The organism is Sphingorhabdus sp. YGSMI21 (assembly GCF_002776575.1).
Taxonomy (GTDB): domain Bacteria; phylum Pseudomonadota; class Alphaproteobacteria; order Sphingomonadales; family Sphingomonadaceae; genus Parasphingorhabdus.
This window is the reverse complement of record NZ_CP022548.1, coordinates 66824-86286: the sequence shown is the minus strand read 5'-3', so window position 1 is coordinate 86286 and position 19463 is coordinate 66824. Positions and strand designations below refer to the sequence as shown.

Annotated in this window: 19 protein-coding genes and 2 pseudogenes; 6 read left to right on the top strand and 15 right to left on the bottom strand. The window is 54.2% G+C overall.

Going from position 1 to position 19463, the window contains the following annotated elements; translation table 11 throughout:
- Window positions 1-136: 136 nt before the first annotated feature.
- Genes CHN51_RS00445 through CHN51_RS00425 form a run of 5 tightly spaced genes read right to left on the bottom strand, consistent with a single transcriptional unit; the run spans window position 137 to window position 3508 of the window.
- A complete protein-coding gene (locus CHN51_RS00445) occupies window positions 137-1453 on the bottom strand; it encodes a TrbI/VirB10 family protein (RefSeq protein WP_100092270.1) in 1317 nt (438 codons plus the stop codon).
- A complete protein-coding gene (locus CHN51_RS00440) occupies window positions 1450-2274 on the bottom strand; it encodes a type-F conjugative transfer system secretin TraK (RefSeq protein WP_100092269.1) in 825 nt (274 codons plus the stop codon). The genes CHN51_RS00445 and CHN51_RS00440 overlap by 4 nt, the downstream gene beginning before the upstream one ends.
- Entirely contained in the window at window positions 2271-2870 is a 600-nt protein-coding gene (locus CHN51_RS00435; RefSeq protein ID WP_100092268.1) for a type IV conjugative transfer system protein TraE, read from the bottom strand. Before CHN51_RS00435 ends, CHN51_RS00440 begins: the two co-directional genes overlap by 4 nt.
- Before the next feature lie 11 nt (window positions 2871-2881).
- The gene (traL, locus tag CHN51_RS00430; RefSeq protein ID WP_100092267.1) at window positions 2882-3169 is read right to left on the bottom strand and encodes a type IV conjugative transfer system protein TraL; all 288 of its coding nucleotides are present in this window, start codon (window positions 3167-3169) and stop codon (window positions 2882-2884) included.
- 30 nt (window positions 3170-3199) lie between these two features.
- A complete protein-coding gene (locus CHN51_RS00425) occupies window positions 3200-3508 on the bottom strand; it encodes a hypothetical protein (protein WP_100092266.1) in 309 nt (102 codons plus the stop codon).
- Window positions 3509-3869: 361 nt separating this feature from the next.
- Between CHN51_RS00425 and CHN51_RS00415 the strand changes: the two genes are divergently transcribed.
- Complete coding sequence (locus tag CHN51_RS00415; RefSeq protein ID WP_100092264.1) at window positions 3870-4361, top strand: hypothetical protein; 492 nt, start codon at window positions 3870-3872, stop codon at window positions 4359-4361.
- Window positions 4354-4581 (top strand): AlpA family transcriptional regulator, encoded by a 228-nt coding sequence (locus tag CHN51_RS00410; RefSeq protein WP_089134615.1) that lies wholly within the window; start codon window positions 4354-4356, stop codon window positions 4579-4581. Before CHN51_RS00415 ends, CHN51_RS00410 begins: the two co-directional genes overlap by 8 nt.
- 148 nt (window positions 4582-4729) lie before the next feature.
- Here the strand turns inward: CHN51_RS00410 and CHN51_RS00405 are convergent.
- The 9 genes and pseudogenes from CHN51_RS00405 to CHN51_RS00370 form a co-directional block, all read right to left on the bottom strand.
- A pseudogene (locus tag CHN51_RS00405) lies at window positions 4730-5089 on the bottom strand (transposase); the annotation flags it as partial.
- A 391-nt stretch (window positions 5090-5480) separates the two neighbouring features.
- Window positions 5481-6671, bottom strand: a complete 1191-nt coding sequence (locus CHN51_RS00400) for an FAD-dependent oxidoreductase (protein WP_206169921.1) — start codon at window positions 6669-6671, stop codon at window positions 5481-5483.
- 18 nt (window positions 6672-6689) lie between these two features.
- Window positions 6690-9341 carry a LuxR C-terminal-related transcriptional regulator gene (locus CHN51_RS00395; RefSeq protein ID WP_100092263.1) on the bottom strand — a complete coding sequence of 884 codons (2652 nt, stop codon included), beginning with the start codon at window positions 9339-9341 and terminating at the stop codon, window positions 6690-6692.
- 92 nt (window positions 9342-9433) lie between these two features.
- Window positions 9434-10108: an OmpW family outer membrane protein gene (locus CHN51_RS00390; RefSeq protein ID WP_100092262.1), complete on the bottom strand. Its 675-nt coding sequence runs from the start codon at window positions 10106-10108 to the stop codon at window positions 9434-9436.
- 95 nt (window positions 10109-10203) lie between these two features.
- Window positions 10204-11826: a choline dehydrogenase gene (locus CHN51_RS00385; RefSeq protein ID WP_100092261.1), complete on the bottom strand. Its 1623-nt coding sequence runs from the start codon at window positions 11824-11826 to the stop codon at window positions 10204-10206.
- Window positions 11827-11856: 30 nt separating this feature from the next.
- Window positions 11857-13311, bottom strand: a complete 1455-nt coding sequence (locus tag CHN51_RS00380; RefSeq protein WP_100092260.1) for an aldehyde dehydrogenase family protein — start codon at window positions 13309-13311, stop codon at window positions 11857-11859.
- 31 nt (window positions 13312-13342) lie between these two features.
- The gene (locus tag CHN51_RS19950) at window positions 13343-13555 is read right to left on the bottom strand and encodes a rubredoxin (protein ID WP_206170055.1); all 213 of its coding nucleotides are present in this window, start codon (window positions 13553-13555) and stop codon (window positions 13343-13345) included.
- Window positions 13556-13594: 39 nt separating this feature from the next.
- Window positions 13595-13756 (bottom strand): annotated as a pseudogene (locus CHN51_RS19945) (rubredoxin); the annotation flags it as partial.
- A 184-nt stretch (window positions 13757-13940) separates the two neighbouring features.
- A complete protein-coding gene (locus CHN51_RS00370; RefSeq protein WP_100092258.1) occupies window positions 13941-15125 on the bottom strand; it encodes an alkane 1-monooxygenase in 1185 nt (394 codons plus the stop codon).
- A gap of 626 nt (window positions 15126-15751) precedes the next feature.
- Here CHN51_RS00370 and CHN51_RS00365 point away from each other — a divergent pair.
- Window positions 15752-16597: an acyl-CoA thioesterase domain-containing protein gene (locus CHN51_RS00365; RefSeq protein WP_100092257.1), complete on the top strand. Its 846-nt coding sequence runs from the start codon at window positions 15752-15754 to the stop codon at window positions 16595-16597.
- 177 nt (window positions 16598-16774) lie between these two features.
- Here CHN51_RS00365 and CHN51_RS00360 read toward each other — a convergent pair whose 3' ends face one another.
- Window positions 16775-17227 (bottom strand): MarR family transcriptional regulator, encoded by a 453-nt coding sequence (locus CHN51_RS00360; protein ID WP_100092256.1) that lies wholly within the window; start codon window positions 17225-17227, stop codon window positions 16775-16777.
- 97 nt (window positions 17228-17324) lie between these two features.
- On the opposite strand from CHN51_RS00360, the gene CHN51_RS00355 reads away from it, so the two are divergent.
- Genes CHN51_RS00355 through CHN51_RS00345 form a run of 3 tightly spaced genes read left to right on the top strand, consistent with a single transcriptional unit; the run spans window position 17325 to window position 19453 of the window.
- On the top strand, window positions 17325-18209 hold the full coding sequence (locus tag CHN51_RS00355; protein ID WP_100092255.1) for an alpha/beta hydrolase: 885 nt from the start codon (window positions 17325-17327) through the stop codon (window positions 18207-18209).
- The gene (locus tag CHN51_RS00350; protein ID WP_100092254.1) at window positions 18206-18607 is read left to right on the top strand and encodes a hotdog fold thioesterase; all 402 of its coding nucleotides are present in this window, start codon (window positions 18206-18208) and stop codon (window positions 18605-18607) included. The genes CHN51_RS00355 and CHN51_RS00350 overlap by 4 nt, the downstream gene beginning before the upstream one ends.
- Window positions 18608-19453 carry an efflux RND transporter periplasmic adaptor subunit gene (locus CHN51_RS00345; RefSeq protein ID WP_100092253.1) on the top strand — a complete coding sequence of 282 codons (846 nt, stop codon included), beginning with the start codon at window positions 18608-18610 and terminating at the stop codon, window positions 19451-19453. It abuts the gene before it with no gap.
- Window positions 19454-19463 lie beyond the last annotated feature (10 nt).

Below are 19463 nucleotides of genomic sequence, written 5' to 3'. Positions count from 1 at the left end.
GCTGCTGCATTGGCTGGAACCGAGATGAAGCTGGCAGCAACAAGGCCTGTGACGACCCCGCCGCTGGCGACTGCAAGCGCAACTGCGGTCGCCCGTGACTTGAAGGTCCGTATCTCGGTTTTGAAATTGGAAAAGATCACTTTTTTTCTCTCCTTACATGGACGCCGTCGAGAAAGACGATCTCGACATCGATGCCGGTCGGCATCTCGACGACAGGTTGATATTGTTCGGCTCGTTCGATGAGATATTTGGAGACGGTATCGGCGGCATCGCCAGCGCCCTGACCAAGGCCGCCGGTCAATATGTCCGCGCCCGAAAGGCTATCGCGTTTCCCGTCCGCGCCAATCTGACCGGAAAATATGCCGTTGGCATTGGCCGAAAAGCCGCGCCCGAACCCGCCGACAATCCCGGCAAGCAGCGCTTGGCTGACAAGACTGCCTTCGCGGCTGACAACGCGTCCGCGCACGCCGGATTTACCGGCAAAGCTGATAAACCCCTTAACCTCGCTGACCGCGACACGACCGCCGGGCTGATTGCAGGTCATGCGCGCCAGCTTCACATAGACTTTTTCAGCCGAGAGATCGCCGCGCGCCGCGCCGTTGACGATGCATCCGGTAATATTGGTGGTGAGCAACTTACCATTTTTGACCACAGACCGGGCAGGGCCGGTGATACGCAATACCACTGGAAGCGGATCGCTCTGACTGGCAACTCCCACCGAGGCATCAACGCCGACAATGACCTTTGCTGGTGCATAGCTATTGGGTGGTAGATATTCCGGACTGTCTTCAACCAGCAGCGGTGATGTTTCCGATGTGCGCTTCTTGGCCGATTTTGATCCCTGCTCGGTGCTTCCGAAATTGAGTATTTTAACTGCGCCGGATGGAGAACCGCCAGGCGAAATTTCTGTACCATCGGGTGATCCAAGCGATGCAGACTGCGGGTTAAAATCTCCGCTTTGCGGACCATAGGCCGGAGGAACTGGTGCCGGCGCTGCGGCTTTCTCTTTCAGCTGAGATTTCAGACCCGCGTTTTCTGTTGAGATCGCATCGATAGCTGCTTGTCCGTTGGTTCGCATTTCGCTGTTTTCGAGCCGAAGCGCTTCAATTTGTTCCTCGATTTCGCGGGTTGGGAGCTGCGCTTCCTTGAGCGCCTTTTGATCCTGGGTAAGCTTGTTAAGCCGGTTTTCATAAGCCGCGACAAACTCGCGCTGGGAGAGATTGCGGTTGACCAGACTGCCAGCGTCAATGGTCATGATGCCGCTTTCTTGCGTACCTTTTTCATCGCCGTCACCGGCAAACAGAAACCAGGCACCTGCGATAAGCGCGAGACTGCCAATACCGGCAAGCAGCATATTTTGCCGCCGCGCGATCTGCTTGTTGAGGCCAGCGCGCGCTTTACCTTGTTCTGCATCCGCATCTTTAACGGGTGCTATAGTTTTGCTCTCGCTCATTGGACGGTCCCCCGGGTCGCGGTGACAACAAAGGCGGATGTGGTTGTTCCGGCCTTGAGTGTGTTTTGGGCAAAGGAGATTGCGCGCGCGGATTTGGGCGCAAGCTCGGTTTCATTGAGTATGACTGCGGTTTTCCCGCGATTGGTGAGAATGAATTGCTGAGCGTTATAATTGGCGCCGCGATATTCCGCGATTAGTTGTACTTCGATGGATCCGGTTCGAACCGGGCGCGTCATCCGCTGATGCACGCTATAACCGGGAGGCGCTGCGCCCTCCGCCACCGCTTTCACCAAAGCGATGATGGTCTGCTCTTCGTTTCTTTCGTTTTCCCATGTCTCCGCCTCCGGTTTTGCAAGGGCGGGATTGGTTATGAAAAGCTGATGCGCTTCAACAGGGGCGGTGCGACAGGCAAATTTATAGACAAAGCCCTGTTTGCTGGTGGCGAAGAAACTAACGCTGTCGCTGGCGAAGCTGGGCGGTACGGAAATATAGATATCGCCGCGCACCGGTTCGTGCGTTACCCCGAAATCATTATAGGGATAGCCCGAAGCGATTTTTGAAACGCTTGAGAATTCGTCGCCAACCAAAGCAATACGCGTCAGCTCATCGCGCGATAATGTGCAGTCAATCTTTGCATTGTCCGCAGCTTCGACAAACTGGTCCGCCAAAGCGGGTGATGCGCTGACCGAAAGTGCGGTAATAAGTAATGCCAAGCCAAGAGTTTTGAACCCTGTATCGGGAAGCCGCGTAACGCCCCAGCTGATGCTCGCCATGCCGCCGCCCACAAGACAGGCGGGCAGGGATGTTAATATGCTGCTCATAACGAGGCATCCTTTTCGATTGATTTTTGCTGAATTTGTTGATCGCGCTCGGTTGGGACCTGCGCAAAACCGGTCAGCGCAAGTCGAAGGCCGGAGTAAGTCCAGCGAAAGACAAATTTACGCTCCTCGCTGGCGATTACCTGCGCGCCGACGAACGTCTTGAGCGTTCCGGTCACTTCGGACTTGAGTTCTTTTGGATCGATTACGAGCGAACGGATGACAAAAGCCTGGGCAATATCGGAGCCGCGTTGTTCGGAAACGATTTTGACCAATTCTGATTTGAGACGGCCATGGGCACTGGGATCGGCTAGCTTGAGAATCTGCCCCATCCAGTAATCAAGCCCTTCAGGGCTGCGGTTGAGCAGCATGAGAGCGGTATCGCGGGTGACGAGCTCTAAATATTCATGGGATACGCCTGCGCTCGACAAAGTGAGAGATTGCCCGGTCACTGGTACCAGCACGACTTCACGCGACTGCATTGATCCAGCTGTAATGGCGACCAGACTGGTCACTGCTAGCCCCGCAGCTAAGAGGGCCAGCCAGTTGCGTTGACGCAGCAGGCGCTGCGCTGACTGATGTGCAATTTGTGCTTCCATTTTCTCCTCCTTCAACCGGCCAGAAGTCGGCAGTAGGAGGGCGGCGTGGCTTTTAATCCCAGAAACGATCCGGGCAGATACCAGTAGACAGCATGGAGGAGCTGCGCGCTCGCGCCGCCGGATTTTGCTTTTCGAAGAGCAAACCAGGCAACAAATGCTAAAGCGATTCCTACAAAAATATGCTGCGCTAATATGCCCCAGGCGAACGGGATGATCAGGCCAAGAAACTCGTCGATCGTCCAAAATCCGATGAGTTCCGGGTCATCAAGTCGCCTTGGTAAAAAATATCTGTCAGCCATGTGTGCCGCCCTCCTTGCCGGGCGCAGTCGTTAAATGACTGCCGTGACAACAGAGGTGACGATGGGAACGCCGGTCCCGACGCCGATACCGACGCCGACGGGAACGGCGATCTGCCCGAGGGAAAAACGCCCAGACGCTAATCCAATGAGACCGGCTGCCAGGCTAAGAACGGTAATGATCTTACCGCCAGAACCTTCTAGAAAGTCAGTAAATTTTGCCAGCGCTGGATCAAAGGTATTGTCCGCGCCTGCATAGGCAGCCGTTGCACAGAGAAGCGCTATAGCTGCTGGAATGAGGTAATCGGATGCGCGGCGGTTTGTTTGGGTAGTATTGATCATGGAAAATCACTTTCGCTTGAGAAACATGAAACAGCATATGTTCGCTGTATGTTCTATGTGCGTCAGTGACCCGCCTGTAGGAAAACAGGAAATGCCAAATTGGATGTATCCCAAGCTAAAAGCGACAATTTGGAAGGAAAATGGGCATAGCCGAACAGCGATTGCGCTAATCTGCCCGGAACTGTTCAGGCCAGCACAGCAGTTGTTCTCATTTAAACAGAAGCTGTTTTTAACAGAACAGGAAACCCGGATCAGTTGATTCGTAATTTCCTATTTGTTCTATTTATGTTCTTTTTGTTTTCCTACAGGTGCGCCTTCAAGATATAAGGTGATTCGTTCTCTTAAAGACAGGATGAATAACATGACCGAAACCAATGGAATTTCCGAAGCGCATATTAAGGCCGGTGTATCTAAGCTGCTCAATCAGGCAGCATCGACATCAGGCCGTTCTCAAGTGCGCATTGCTAGCGAGGCTCAAATAGACCGGGGCACGATGCGCCGTATTCTGGCAGGCAAGCGCGAAGCTACCGTAAGTGAAGCCTTGCGTATATTATATGGTAGCGGCGCATCGCCGCATGCCCATTTGCTTCTTTATCTGGCTTCAGATCAGGACAAGGCATCACGCTGGATGCAAACGGACCTAGCCTTGTTTTTTGAAGAACTGGTTCGCCATTTGCCAGATGTCCTAGAAACCCAGCTTGGTGATCACCTCCACGGTGTCAAACCGCATTGGGCGAAGGGGACTGCTCAACGCGTCGCGCGACTGCTCGCTGAGCACATGGACGACCTCGCCCGGAAGGATACGCTTCTGGGCGATGGCTTCGATCGCGCACATGGAGGCGGATATGCTTGATATTGAGCCAAATAAACTGCCAGATCCGCCTGCGGCACGTTTGCTCCGTCTGAAAGAAGTCCAGCACCGTGTCGGACTAGGACGATCAACCATCTATCGCTGGATGGACGATGGGAAATTTCCTAGGCCTCATTCAATAGGCGGTTACAGCGTCAGGTGGCTAGAAAGCGATATTAACGGATGGATCACCTCAAAGACATCGCTCGACGCTACAAGCTAGAGCTTTCGGAATTCCACAAATTTTTTTCCGTCGGATACTAAACGCGTTGTGTCGCTCACAAATAAACGGGATGGAGCAAACAGCGTGAACGATACAGTTGCTATAACATGTTTTGAGCACGCTGCCATTCACAGCAGTGACGCGTGCTGTCAAACTGATGGAACAGGCCTTCAATCGCTCCCGCTTTGACCAGCGCCTTGCGGTACAGCCATAGCGTCTTGGCATTGGGCACCGCGTCCTCAAGGCCAAGGCCAACAAACCGTATGAAGGAGAGCCGGTCCCGCAGCTGATATTCCATCGCATCGTCCGACAAATTGTAGAGCGCCTGCAACACCAAGGCCTTGAAGATCAGCACTTCATCCCAAGGCTTGCGGCCCGCCGCATTCTTGCGATCATCCGCCGTTTTGGGTAGACCGCTTTTCACCAGCGCCGCCTTCAGCTTCACGCGGAACAGCTCAAACGGCACCGCTGCCAATATCGCCACCAAAGGATCAGACTTTGCGTCCAGACCTTAATGCCGCTGCTGCAAATCAAAAAATCCCAGCTGGCCCATGATCCAAGTTCCCTCGCTGCCTCAGCATCCTTGAACCGGATTTTAATCCCCAAGGGAAGGGCCTGGTTTTCGAGGTGGCCCTCAAATGTCGAACCACCGTCTGCACGCACGGCTAAAACTGGTCCGGTCGGTATAGCCCAATGCTTCCGATATGGCCTCTTTCGACATTTTATCTTGCCCCAACATTTTTGTTGCTCGTTCTTTCAGATGATCATCCAACATCGTTCGAAATGAAGTTTGATTTGCCGTGAGCTTCGTTCCTTCGTCACTACGATGAAACCAAAACACTCCTTAAATCACAACATCAATTTGGTGACATAAGTGCTGACGGGGAACAACTCACAGACTATTCGGTGTCAGTACGAGCTCGGGATACGATAAGCGAGGCGAACTCGTTCTGCCGCATTGGGAGATTGATTGTTTCGGTCGCGACGAGTTGGCCGTTCTCGAAATGATGATATTCGCCGGCATCCTCGCTCTCCCCATGTTGCTCCTCGATCACTTCCGAATCGGAGCGAATGCCGAGACCCTGAAGCTTCATGCCAGCAAGGTCGGACCAAAAACGCGGCACGGCCGGAGCGGGAGCGGGTTTATCACACAGGCTGGCGGCCGCCAATTTCGCCTGATGCATAGCGTTATGGATCGTCTCGATCCGGACTTTGCCTCGCGCGAATTCATTCGGCCCCCGCGCGCAATCACCAATTGCATAAATGTGCTCATCCGACGTGCGCATTTCCTCATCCACCAGTATACCGTCATCGCACGTAAGTCCAGCCTTGAGTGCAAGGCTTTCCTGTGGCACCGCTCCAATTCCAATGATAACCAGCTGGGCGGGCAATCGAGTTCCATCGGCTAGCTCCAAAGCTTTTACCGAACCGGACTCGCCTTCGATCCGGGCGACCGCCTTTTCAAACAGGAAGTGTATGCCCGCCTTTTCCAGTCGTTGCGTCACTTGCGCCGCGACCGAAACCGATGCGACCCGAGCAAGGACGCGTGCACCCGCCTCGACCACCGTCACGGGTCTATTAAGGGTGGTAAATGCCGAGGCGACTTCAAGGCCAATCACCCCAGCGCCTACAACGACCGCTTCGGCCGACAAATTATCGCGCATCGCGCGCCGCAGCGCCGCAGCATCATCCAGGCTGCGCAAATAGAAAACACCTTTCAGATCCGCCCCCGGCACGTCGAGCCGACGCGGCGCGGCACCCGTGGCGAATACTAACCTATCATAAGGAATTTCCTCGCCAGTTTCGGTCACAATCACAGCACGTTTGCGGTCGATCAGGGCAACCTCCTGGCCCAGCCTGAGCACGATTTCATTTTCCTCAAGAGCGCTCGCTGGACGCAACGGAATGGGGCTGGGATCGTTATCGGATAGCAACCAGTTCTTCGAAAGCGGCGGACGTTGATAGGGATCGTGATGCTCGGTACCAAATACCGTGACATTCCCTGCGAAACCGTTCTGGCGCAGATTTAGCGCTAGATTGATCCCAGCAGTCCCGCTCCCAATGATTACAATTCTCTTAATTGATTGCATGAAGTATTTTCCTTGTACCTATAGTAAGTTTTTTGCCTGCGCGGTGGCGACCAACTGACTCCGCTTAGAGACACCGAAGCGTTCGAACAGCCGCTTGACATGCCATTTCGCGCCGCTTTCGCTGATCGAGAGTTGTGCTGCGATTTCCTTGTTCGTCATGCCCCGGGCAATATATTGGAGGACAAGATATTGCTTGCGGGTAAGCCGCCCTGCCAGAACCGGCACGAGGCCCTTATCTGAGGAGCCGACGCTCGGCTCCATCGAATGAAGCGCTTCGCCCTTACGCCCGATTGTATCGAAGAACTGTATCGTTTCTGGCACGATGCGAAGGAGCAGTGCCATCATCCACTCACGTGTCGTGCGGCAGCCATTCAGTGCTACGAGTTCTTCCGCTTCGCGAAAAGCACGTTCCGCGTCCCTAGTCGAACCCAGCAGGACAAGCGCCGTAGCGAGACAATATTGGGCGGCGGCCGCCGCACGCAAGTCGCCCATTGTGCCCGCCTCGCGCAACGCGAGACGGGCGTGCTGTTCAGCAAGCCCGAAACGCGACTTGCCGATCTCGATGAGCGCTCGCACACGGGCGAGGCGCGCATCCAACGCCTGGAGCTGGTTGGCCGAAAGGATCGCAGCGTTGGGCTTGGGCAGATTAACGTCTGCGTCCGCTCCGTCCTCCAGCAAGTGAAATTCGGCGAGATTGATTTCCGCCAGATAACGTAAGCGGGGCAATTGGCGGCGGTGAGCCGTGGCGCGGACCTTTTCCATCAGGGCAAATGCCTCAGTTGTTAGTCCCTTCAACGCCATCCGCCTTGCCGCAGCCTGGGTCACTCCGGCGAGCACATCCACCACCCCATATTCCATTGCGAAATTAATGGCGTCGTGTTCGAGCCCCTCTGGCATGACACCTTCTTTGATCTCCTCGCAAAGTTGATATTCGAACGCCTGCAGGAGATTTGACGCGAAAGGCGAACGTTCAACAGCGATATCAGAGCTCTCGCGCGATTGTTTTACGAGTGTACGAGCCCGTAGCATCTCGCCGCTCCGCATCGCCGCGAGCACGTTGGTGGCCGAAAGCCAACCCGAAGCGTAACGCTGACGCGCGTATCGATTGATTGAGAAAGCCTTCCGAGAAAGCTTCGACAGATCTTCGAATTGCCGCTCGCTCGCAGCGATAAATGCTAAGCAGGTATAAGCCGCGCCTGCGCCAACCTCGTTATCCTCTCCAAAACTATCGATCCATTGGTGGCATAGTCTGGTGCTTTCATCCAATTCATCATGTGTCGCCTTGCCAATAGCGAATACGAGTTCGGGCCAACCCCTGGGTTGGCCGTAGAGGTTCTGGCCGGCGTATTCAGTTGCGGCCATGCCTTCGAGCACTTCGTCTGCCACCTGCGCCTGCTGGCTGAAATACATCGTCCAGGCATAGCCGAATGCCAAGGCTGGCAGGCGATTCAACTGGTCACGAGGAACCGAAGCGAACCATTCTCGTAGACCCGCAATTTCTCCCTGTCGTAATGCAATATCGATAAGCACGCCTGCGCTTACCCGGTGCGCCCAGCGATGGTCGTGGGCATCCAAAGCAGCAGTTATCGTCTCGCGGTATTCGCCTTGTCGCCAATGCCAGTAGGCGATGCGCTTCAACAAATAGGAAATTCGGTCTGGCATGAGTACGCGCAACTCCTCGCGCAGAAAATCGCGGAGCACCGGGAGCATTACTAACTTCTCCCCATCATTCGCCAGCCCTGCAACCAGCACACCATGGACAGCGCTCAGGCGCTTGAGCCAATGTTCTAGGTCCGAATTCGCTTTAAAAACATAGCGATAGCTTTCCGGTGTAACCGTTTGCAAGATTGACGCGTTACGCAGAACTTCCCGTTCTTCGACGGTCAATTTGGCAAACACGTCGTTATGCAAGAAGTTCTGCACTTCTGGCCACTGTATGGGCGAAGATAATGGCTCGGCTCGGTCGACAGCGAAACGCAGCAATGCGGGCCAGCCGCCAGTCAGTTCCAAAGCGCGTTCAGTGGACCATGGCGCCCCCGATAGAAGGGCAAGTTCATCTATCTCGGCTTCGTTGAATGCTAAGCTTTCCGACCGCATTCTTACGACCCCGGGCAAAAGAGCGAGCCGTGACAAAAACTCCACGCCAATGGGGGCGAAGGCAAGTTTGACGCTGGAAGGCGTCTCGCAGATAATCCGCTCCGCCAAGTCAGCAAAAGCCGGTATAAATTCGTCGAAACACAACAAGATTGGCTGCTCGGTTTTCCAAAGCCGGGCGAACAGTACAGCCTCTCCCTCGTGCACGCCCTTTGTTTGCGGCGCATCCGGTCCCGACAACTGATCGAGGATGGCCTGCATCACACGTTCTACACACGAACCATCGCTGCCCTCCGCAGTTTCGAACTCAGCGAGGCTAAGGTAAGCTGCGTTCCCGGAACCTGCATCTTCTGCCATGATCGCCAACTGCGTCGATTTCCCAAAGCCGCTGGGTGCGCAGTAGACGAGCGCCTTCGCACCTTGATGGGCCTCATGCGAGAGGCGCTCGCGCCGGATGGCAGACTGAGCAAAAACGTGCCTGCGCTGGGCCATGCGTCTGTTGTATAACTGCAAGGTGGGGTCGAGCCCTTCTTGCCCGAGCGGCGTTTTCCCGTCGACCCCACCCGCTGTCATCATAATGATTCCTCTTAACTTCGGCGGCACCGACCGCTGCTTATCTGTCCCGGCAATTGAATTTGCCGTACCGGGAATGCGGATCAGGAGTGTCGTCAGAAGCGATAGGCAAGGCCAATATTGACGACAATTGGGTCCACGCCGACCTTGGCCTTGACTCGCGCGGGGCCAAGATTACCGCTGATATTTCCATTGAAAGGAATATAGCGGGTATCGAGGTTGAGCAATAGGCTCGAATTCAGAGCTACACGCGTTCCGACCTGCAGCGCGGGAGCCCAAGTGTCGCGCACATCGAATTCGGCAATTGCGCCGTCTTTCTCGTTTAGGAATAGCAGGCGCGCTACGCCTCCCCCTGCATAAAGAGAGACGTTACTCCCGATCGGCTGATGATATTGAAGCGACAACACCGCAGGTCCATAATCAGTCGAGCCGAGCGCAAGACCTCCGATAGAGCCGGTTCCTTGCAGCCTCGCGCTAGCAGGGATACCGCCGAACAGATTCACCGCAATCCGGTCAGACAGAAAATAGGATAGGTCGAAAGTGACCGTTTCGTCATTATTGATGGTGACGCCTGCTCCCGGCAGGTCACCCCCGCCAACCGAAACCTCGTCCAACTGCTCACTGGTCAAAACCTCTGACGCGGAAACAGCGACTACGAAATCCCCGCGTTTATACATGCCGCCATCTTGGGCTGAAGCCGCACTCCCCCACATGAGAGCCAGACCCAGAACACAACAGGATGTCGGGAATTTTACATTGAATGGATTCATTTCTTCTCTCCCAGATACAGTTATCTTGTCCGGGCCAGGCCCAGCTTCACTAATTTCTCCGGGCACCGCCGGAGTTTTCTTGAGACCGAGCGGCCTCAGGCAGCATTTGCGTCCAACGTACCGACCTTGCCCAAAATCATGTCGGCGGCGTTCTCTGCAATCATCATGGTCGGCGCATTGGTATTACCGGCCACGAGGCTGGGCATGATCGAGGCGTCCACGACCCGGAGGCCTGAGATACCCCGGACACGAAGCGAGGCGTCGACTACGGACTCCGCATCCGCACCCATTCGGCAGGTGCCCGTGGGATGGTAAATTGTTTCGGCAGTGTCGCGGATAAACGCGGCAATTTCATCGTCTGTCTGGACCGACGGCCCGGGATGCACCTCAGCAGCACTATGAGCGGCCATCGCCGGCGCATCCAGAATGCGCCGACCGATCTTGAATGCCGCGATTATTGTCTTGAGATCATCAGGATCGGCTAGGTATCCAGGCTGGATCAGCGGGTCGGCCATTGGATCAGATGATTTCAAGGAAATGTAACCGCGGCTTTTCGGCAGCAGATCGCAGATATGAAGCGTGTAACCATATCCGAAGGCAACTTTTCGCCCGTGATCTTTGAGATAAGTAGGCAGAAAGTGGAACTGAACATTAGGCCGATCTCGGTCAGGCGAAGACTGGACAAAACCACCTGCTTCCGCAACGTTGCTGGTAAGAAAGCCCCGCCGTGAAAAAATATACGACCACAGCCCCCCGAGGGCTCTTGGTATGAAGCTGGCTGCCACCCCGATCGGCTTGCGCGAATTTGCTGCGTTCATGATGGTGACGTCGAGGTGATCAGCCATGTTCTGACCGACCTCGGGTAAATCGTGTACGATCGGAATGCCATTATGGCGCAACACAGCACTATCCCCGATCCCCGACAGCATCAGCAATTGTGGAGAATTCACGGTGCCACCAGACAGTAGGACTTCACCACCCGGTTTGAGCTTCAACTTTTTCGACTCGCGCGCCTGGCGGTAAGCGACGCCAACGGTCGATTTGCCATTCATCAACACGCGCTCGGCGCGCGCATCGGTAATAATGTCCAAGTTCGCCCGCTCCTCGACCTGGCGCAAAAAGGCCTGCGCTGAACTCCATCGCCGACCGTTGCGCTGTGTCACTTGGTAATATCCGAGGCCTTCTTGGCTGTCCGCGTTGAAATCCGGATTGACCGGGAACTGGAGTTCCCGCCCCGCTTCGACGAAATCATCGCTGAGCGGGTTTACCGTGCGCAAATCGCCGACGCTCAATTCACCGCCCTGTCCGTGAAAACCTCCAGCCGGGTGACGTTCGTTGTCCTCCATGCGCCGGAAAAGTTCGCTCGCACGGTCCCACCCCCACAAAGCCGATCCTGCCGCTTCCTGCCAATATTGATAATCGTCTGGATGACCGCGAATATAGATCATCGCATTGATCGAGGACGAGCCACCAAGTGTCTTTCCTCTGGGCCAGAACAAGCGCCGCTTATTAAGATGATCCTGCGGCTCGGTTTCGAAAGCCCAGTTGAGTTTTTTGTTGTTGGCGAGAAGCGCGATTCCAATCGGCATGTGGATCAGCGGGCTTTTGTCCCTTGGGCCAGCCTCTAGCAGAGCCACCCGTTTCTTGCCATCGGCGGACAATCGGTTGGCGAGGACGCAACCGGCCGAACCGGCCCCGATTATTATGTAGTCATACATGGTTCGCTTGTTCCTTGCAGAATGTACGCATCAGCCCAGCACCCGGACTACGAGGTCGATCAAACGGCGTACGCGCGGCGTGTAGGGAGGATAGAGCCAAGAAAGGATTGAAAACCGATCTTCCAGGATGGCCCGCTCATGTGAGAATGAACGAAAGCCATACTCGCCGTGCGCGGCCCCTATCCCGGAATTGTTCACTCCGCCGAAAGGGAGGTTTGGATGGAGAAATTGGGCGACCGTGACATTGATTCCAATCCCGCCAGTCGAGGTGTTCGCGATCACGCGGTCGATTAATCCCCGGTCCTTCTCGAAGATATAGAGTGCCAGAGGTTTCGGCTGCGAATTGATCCTTGCAATGACGTCATCCAGATTATCGAACGGAATGAGCGGGAGCAGGGGTCCAAACAATTCCTTTTCGGCGATGTCCATGTCAGGGTTCATGCCTCTCAACACGGTCGGTGAAATGTAGTTTTCACTCGAGTCGAATTCGCCGCCGAAAGCGATCTCCCCGCCCTTCGTGCGTGCATCCTTTACGAGGGCGTGCAGCCGCTTGAAATGGCGGGCGTTGACGATCCGGCAATAGTCGGGGTTAGCCTTCAGATTACGATTGTCGTTCCCGTAGACCCTGCAGATTTCTGTGATGACAGCGTGCTCGAATTCTTGGGCAATACTGCTATGAACATAAACATGGTCGGGCGCGATGCAGGTCTGCCCGTTGTTTGCGAATTTACCCCAAACGATACTCTGTACCGCCTTGCGCATATTCGCCCCGGGGCCGACAATGGTCGGCGACTTCCCACCCAATTCAAGCGTTACCGAAGAAAGATTGCGCGCTGCTGCTGCCATCACAACCTTGCCAACTGCCGGACTACCGGTGAAGAAGATATGATCGAACGGCTGCTCTAAAAGGCTCTGGGAGGTTTCAATTCCGCCCTGGACGACAGCTACATGCAATGGTGAAAAGACCTCGCGCACGATGTCGGCGATTACGCCCGACGTGTGCGGTGTCAGTTCTGAGGGCTTGATCACGACGCTGTTTCCGGCCGCGATCGCTGAAACCAAAGGGGCTAGCGAAAGATTGACCGGGTAATTCCAGGGCGCGATAATGAGGCACACACCCTTGGCTTCCGGGCGAACCCGCGCCCGCGTGCCGACCATGCTCAATGTCAACGACGCGCGACGGGGTTTCATCCACTGCCTGAGATGTCGTTTCGCGTGCCGTATTTCTTGCAGGACCGGGAATATTTCGGTCAGCTTGACTTCCGATGCAGGCTTGCGGAAATCACGTTCGCAGGCCTCAGTGATCTGCGTTTCGTGCGCAAGCATAGCCTTACGCAACCTTTCAAGATCATCAAGCCGCGCATTTCGATTATACTGTGTCCGATGCGCCAGCTGGGTAGCCTTCATTTGTGCTAAAAGGTTGTCATATTCTCTAATCGCATTGCCCGGAGATCCAGCTGGTTTCAGAATTTCGGCAATTCCCATTAAATTAAGCTTTCATCTGAATTGTCGTCATTTAATCGCGCACAAGGACATAATCGCCCTTGGATGCTCCGCAATCGGGACAGCACCAGTCGTCTGGTATTTCTTCGAACCGAGTTCCCACCGCAAATCCCTCGTGCTGATCGCCTGTTGCCTCGTCATAGATATGCCCGCAGGTGATGCAGACCCACTTTCGAAATGGGGCCCCTGGAGCGGCGCTGGTCGTCGTGGAACCATCTGGGGTGATGGGCGTGCTTGCGCCAACTTCGGCGGCCTGCGATCCTCCATCAATCGGAGTAAAATCGATCTTGTCGCGCACAGCGCAGTCGGGACATGACCAGCTTTCCGGCACCTCGCTCCACGGCGTTCCAGGTCCGAAACCTTCATGAGGGTCGCCATCGGCCTCGTCATAAATATAACCGCAATCAGGGCACTGATATTTCGCCATCGATAAACCTCGTAATTTGTTCTGGAGAGCCATGGTGCGGATTGCACCGCTCGGTGGGACACCGCAGTGACCTTGGGCACAAAGCTTTCACAGCGTTCGACCCTACAAACCTGCACCGCCACTCGGTTGGGAAGAACGGCGCAGGGTGGGTGTGGGAAGAGACTCTACCCTGCGCCGAAAAGTTTTACGCAGCGTCCGCGAACTTTCTTTCGTAATATGCCCGTTTGCCCTTGCGTATCTGGATTTTACTCAGATCGCCGCCGGCCCAAGCGACGGTACGCTTGTCCATCACGGCCCGGTATGCAGCTGGGAATAGTGCGAGAAAAAACATCCCTGGATAGCCGAGCGGAAGCGCCGGCAAATCCTCAAAATTACGCAGCGACTGATAGGACCGCGTCGGATGCGCATGGTGATCCGAATGGCGCTGCAAATGAAACAGGATCAGGTTTGACATGATATGGTTCGCGTTCCACGAGTGCCGCGGCTGCTGGTGCTCATACCGGCCATTCGGCAACTTCTCGCGCAGCAGGCCGTAATGCTCGATATAATTCGCGCTCGTCAGCTGCCACCAGCCATACGCCATTTGAATCGGTAGGAAGACTAGCATGATCGTGCCAAATGCGGCGATCAGCGCACCATAAAGCAGGACGGTGACGACCATCGGCTGGAGAATCTCGTTTTTGAGAGTCCAGGGGCTACTGCCACAACGGGCGAGGCGTTCCTTTTCCAGATGCCAAGCGCGTTTGAATGCACCCGGAATTTCGCGCAGCGAGAAAATGTAAATATTCTCGCCCATTTGCGAAGTTGCGGGATCTAGCGGCGTCGCTACGTCGCGGTGATGCCCTTTGTTATGTTCGATGAAGAAGTGTCCGTAGCCGACAACGGCAAGCACAAGCTTTGCCATCCAGCGACTGAACGAGGATTTCTTATGTCCAAGTTCGTGGCCGGTGTTGAGTGCCAATCCGTTGACGACACCCAACGAGAGGGCCAGCGCAATAAATTCAAGCGCGCTGAGATCCTGGGTGGCAACCCACCATGCGCAGCCGATCAGCGCGGCGAAGTGTATTGGCACCGTAAGGTAGAGAAGCACGCGATAATATGTACTTTTTTCAAGTTTTTCTACCGCGCTTTCGGGCGGATTGGAGTAATCCTGACCAAATACAAAATCAAGCGCTGGAATAATTAAATACCACAGGATCAGAACCAGTCCATACCAGATGCTCCAGCCCGTTTCCGAAACGAGATAAAGGCCTACCAGAGGCGTTGCTGGCCAAAGAACGGAGAGTATCCATAGTGCTTTTTTCTTGTCGACATAGTTCAGTGCCGCATCGCCATCTAGATGCGACTTATTCAATGCGTGGCTCACCATCCGTTCTACCTTTCAAATGCATCCCTAGTCCATAAATGGATCGGACTTTTTCGAATTTCGTGTCCGATTCCTATCTGCAACAAGTAGACAGGCATATGAGGGGTATTCAACTACCTGATCGGGTAGTTTTAGGCGTTTTTCGATTGGATAGGCCGTTAAGGAGCGCCTCTGAGGAGCCGCGGGATAGGATTGTACCGGCTTAGGAGGCGCAAATAAGAATGAGGCGAGCGCGACGAAGCCGAGACAAGAGTCTTTGGTTTTGCCAAACGCCCTATGAAGCGCTTCGGGAAAGGCTATAATCGCAGGTAGAGAGTGTCTCCCCAGACACCCGATGTACACACCGCGCGCATATGGCATCGACGCAACGGTGAATATCTAATGCGCGACGCGCGCAACGCTGCCTACGCCTCTCAACGTTGCCCTGCTAGTTTAACATGACCAAATGACAAAGGGGATGTTGGCCAGAATTGTAAAAGCAATCATCGGACCTCATTCCCCAAGATCATGATGACCTTGCACCGTTCGGGTTTTGCGGGCATCAATTTTCGCGTCTCCGGCGAACGGAGTCGTTTGTTTGCAATTTACGCCTAACTAAGGAATTTTGAGTATGCCTTATTGGAAGTTAAATGGATGACTGCGCAATCAAGCCAGATGGACAGACGGGTGAGAAAATGCGGGTTCGACTTGTAACCCCCTATCAATTGACGCTCGGCATGGAGTTGCTGGAATGCAGCAGCGGGCGTTCGATCAGTCGAATGAAAGCCAATAGGCGGATTGCCAAAGCACCGGGAAATCCAAACCTTGATCCGCTGGCACTCATGGGCTTTATCGATCAAGGATTGTCCCAATCGTTGAAAGGACTGATTGCGGCTGAAATCGGAATTTCAACTTTTGATTTGCGGATCGGACTTTTATCAGGATCTTCGATGGGGGATGAATTGACGTTGACCGCCGAAGCGGTGATGGTTGGGAAAACATCTGCCACTGTAACAGGCAGTGTAACCAACTCGTCCAAAGATATCGTCGGAACAGCAACAGGCCTGTTTCGTTTGGGGAGCTTCCCGGGGGGCGCTCCGGCCGACTATAATTTGATCGGTGATTTCAGTCCTCAAGCAATGCCCGGACCAATGAGCACCAGTTTGGGTTTATCGGGCGCACCAGACTCTCCACAAATTGCAGCAGGAAATCGGGCCGTTTTGGGATGGGAAAGCGGAAATATTGTCCATGGCGGCGCCGTTGCTGCGGCGCTGATGTCTGCATGCCAGGGCCGTGTGGCAGGCGGTGAAAGTTCGATCGGCCAGCAGCTAGAGTCAATTGACATTCGTTATTTGCGTCCAGCCGTAGGTTCGCGCGATCTATTCACGAACAGTTGTTTTGAACGTGAAGGCAAAGCCGCGAGCTTTGTCCGCGCCAGCTGTTTCCATGAACCAGAGAAACCGCTAGCCACAGCGATAGCAACTTTTGTGCGCTAGCGCATATTTGATTGGTGTCCCGGCAGGTATCAACGGTATAATTCACCGTCCGATAATTATTAAATTAATTGGCCTGGACTGCAAAAAAAAGGGAGCGAGTGGCCCCAGCCACTCGCTCCAGCTGATCCAACGGGAGAGAAGGATCAGAACTCGCTAAAATTTTGGGAGATTAAACACTCAACATTCCCTTAGATTCCCAACCATTTTTTCCATCGCGGTTCGGATGATGGCCACGTCTGCGTTGGAAACGCCTTTGAACATCTTTTTATAAACGGCGTTAGCCTCTTTCCGAAGTTGTGGAATGATATCGATTACCTTTGGACGCAGGAATATCCGCCAGACGCGCCGGTCGCCTTCTGCGGACCGGCGTTCGACAAATCTCAGTTTTTCAAGATGATCAATCGTTAATCCGATCGTAGCGCGTTCCAGCTCAAGGCAATTTGCCAACTCGGTTTGCGTCATTCCCTCGGTCTTGATCAGATAGGCCAATGTTCTCCACTGTGTGCGGGACAAGCCGAACTGGGCAATGGATTCATCAAATGTCTTGCGCAGAACTCGCGGTACTTCCTCCAGCAAAAACGCAAACTCATCGGTCTCGTTGAGGAAGCCGTCCTGCGCGTTGGCACTCATTATAGCTGTTTCCGTTGTCATGATAGTGACCATATCATCAATTTAATATAATATAAAGCCCTTTACTGTCTGTCACTATACAGCCTATAAAATCGGTATGGATCATGAAGAGAGTATCTTGGCCGGTCACAACGGCTTGCAGATCACGGCAAGCACGACTGGGCCAAAAACCGGCTTTCCGGTAATGCTTGCGCATGGTGGCGGACAAACCCGTCATGCCTGGGCGAAGGTGCTGGATGAACTCGCCAACGCTGGTTACCGCGCGACGGCCCTTGACATGCGTGGTCATGGGGACAGTGAATGGGCATCAGATGGCGCTTACGATATGCGCGATTTTGCGCGTGATCTAATCGCTATTTCCAAGCAGCTAAGTAATCCTCCAGCGTTAGTGGGAGCATCACTGGGCGGAATCGCGGGCATGATTGCGGCCGGTGAACTGGCTCCCACTAGCTTTAGGTCGCTGACACTGGTTGATATCGCGCCGAAGATGGAAGCCGTCGGAGTGTCGAGAGTGGTCGGGTTCATGCAGGCCCACATGACAGATGGATTTTCCTCCCCAGAAGAAGCTGCCAGAATTATCGCCGAGTACATGCCGCAGCGAGAGAAACGCACCGGCACAGGCAAGCTTGATCGATATTTACGTAAACGGGAAGACGGGCGATATTATTGGCATTGGGACCCCAATTTTATTCACCACGTGACGCATACTCGCGACAACTCTATCGAAGCAAAAGACAATGGTTTTGACAGGTTAAGTGCGGCAGCCGCGAAGTTGACACTGCCAGTTCATCTCATACGCGGAGGTTCCAGCGACATGGTGTCTGAAGAGGCCGTAGCTCATTTCCAAACGCTGGTTCCTAGCGCGCTTTTAACCGACATTGCAGACGCTAGCCATATGGTTGTTGGTGACCGCAACGATGCGTTTTGCTCGGCGATAATATCCTTCTTGAATGCGACCCACAGTCGCGGTGCCGCAGCATGAAATATAATACCGAAAATCTTGCTGACATAATGCAGATTGCGCCTTTCCATCGCTGGTTGGGTCTGAAAATTATTCAGCAAAACAACGATCATTTGGAACTGGAAATGCCGTGGCGGGACGAACTTGTATCTAATCCCGTGATTGGGGCCGTGCATGGCGGCATATTGGCGTCTCTGATCGATTTGACCGGGCTTTATGCCATTATTGCTGCAGGGGGTATTGCCAAGGCGACCGTGGATATGAGGGTAGATTATCATCGGGCAGCCACCAACGGCCCGCTTCTTGCATTTGGGCAGGTCGTGAAGCTTGGAAAAACCATAAGCACCGCAGACACGCGCATTATCGACGATGATGATCGCTTGGTGGCTAGCGGTCGCGGGACATATTTGAGCACGTAGATGGTTGTCAAAAAAGTCATAATGCTCTTGTCTCTAGTCATGTTGGGCTTGGTTTCGGGCTGCGCGAGCGAAGATACCGAGAATGCCAATGATGATGACATTCATAAAAGCGCGACATTCGAAGTAGACTTTTTAACAGCCAAATCCGAACCTTTAGCCGAGCCCGTAGAGGTTTTTGGCACGATTGCGGCCAAGCAAAGCAGCGCAATTGGCGCTCTCGTCGAAGGACCGCTCGAAACCATGTTTGTGACGGTCGGTGACCGGGTGAAGAAGGGCCAAGCGCTGTTCCAGATCAGGCAAGCAGATTATAAAAGACGCGTCGCGGAAGCATCAGCGGCGCTACGCCTGACGGAAGCACAGGCGACACAGGCCCAGCGCCAATATGACCGCGTAATTGCGCTTGCCCCGCGAGGTTTTGTATCGAAAGCACAGGTCGAAAGGGTTGAAACAGACTTGATCGTCGCGAAAGCGCAGGTTTCTCAATCGCAATCGCTACTGGCCACGGCCAAACAAGCGCTGCGCGATACTGTTGCCCGCGCTCCATATAACGGCGTCGTTACAGCCAGATTGGTCGACGAGGGGTCCTATCTCAACAATCGCTTTTCGATGGGTGAACAATCCGCAGCCTTGCAACTACAGGAATTAGAAATAGTAGCAGCAATCGTCAGTGCTCCGCAGGCCCGGGTTGATGATTTCAAGCTCAACCAGAAGGCAAAGGTTTATATTGATGGCTTTGATGAGCCTTTCGACAGCTTTGTGTTCATCATCAATGACCGGGTTGACCCGGAATCCCGGACGGTCGAATTGCGATTGCCTGATAAGAAACCCGAACTATCGGATCAGTAGCGGACTTGGT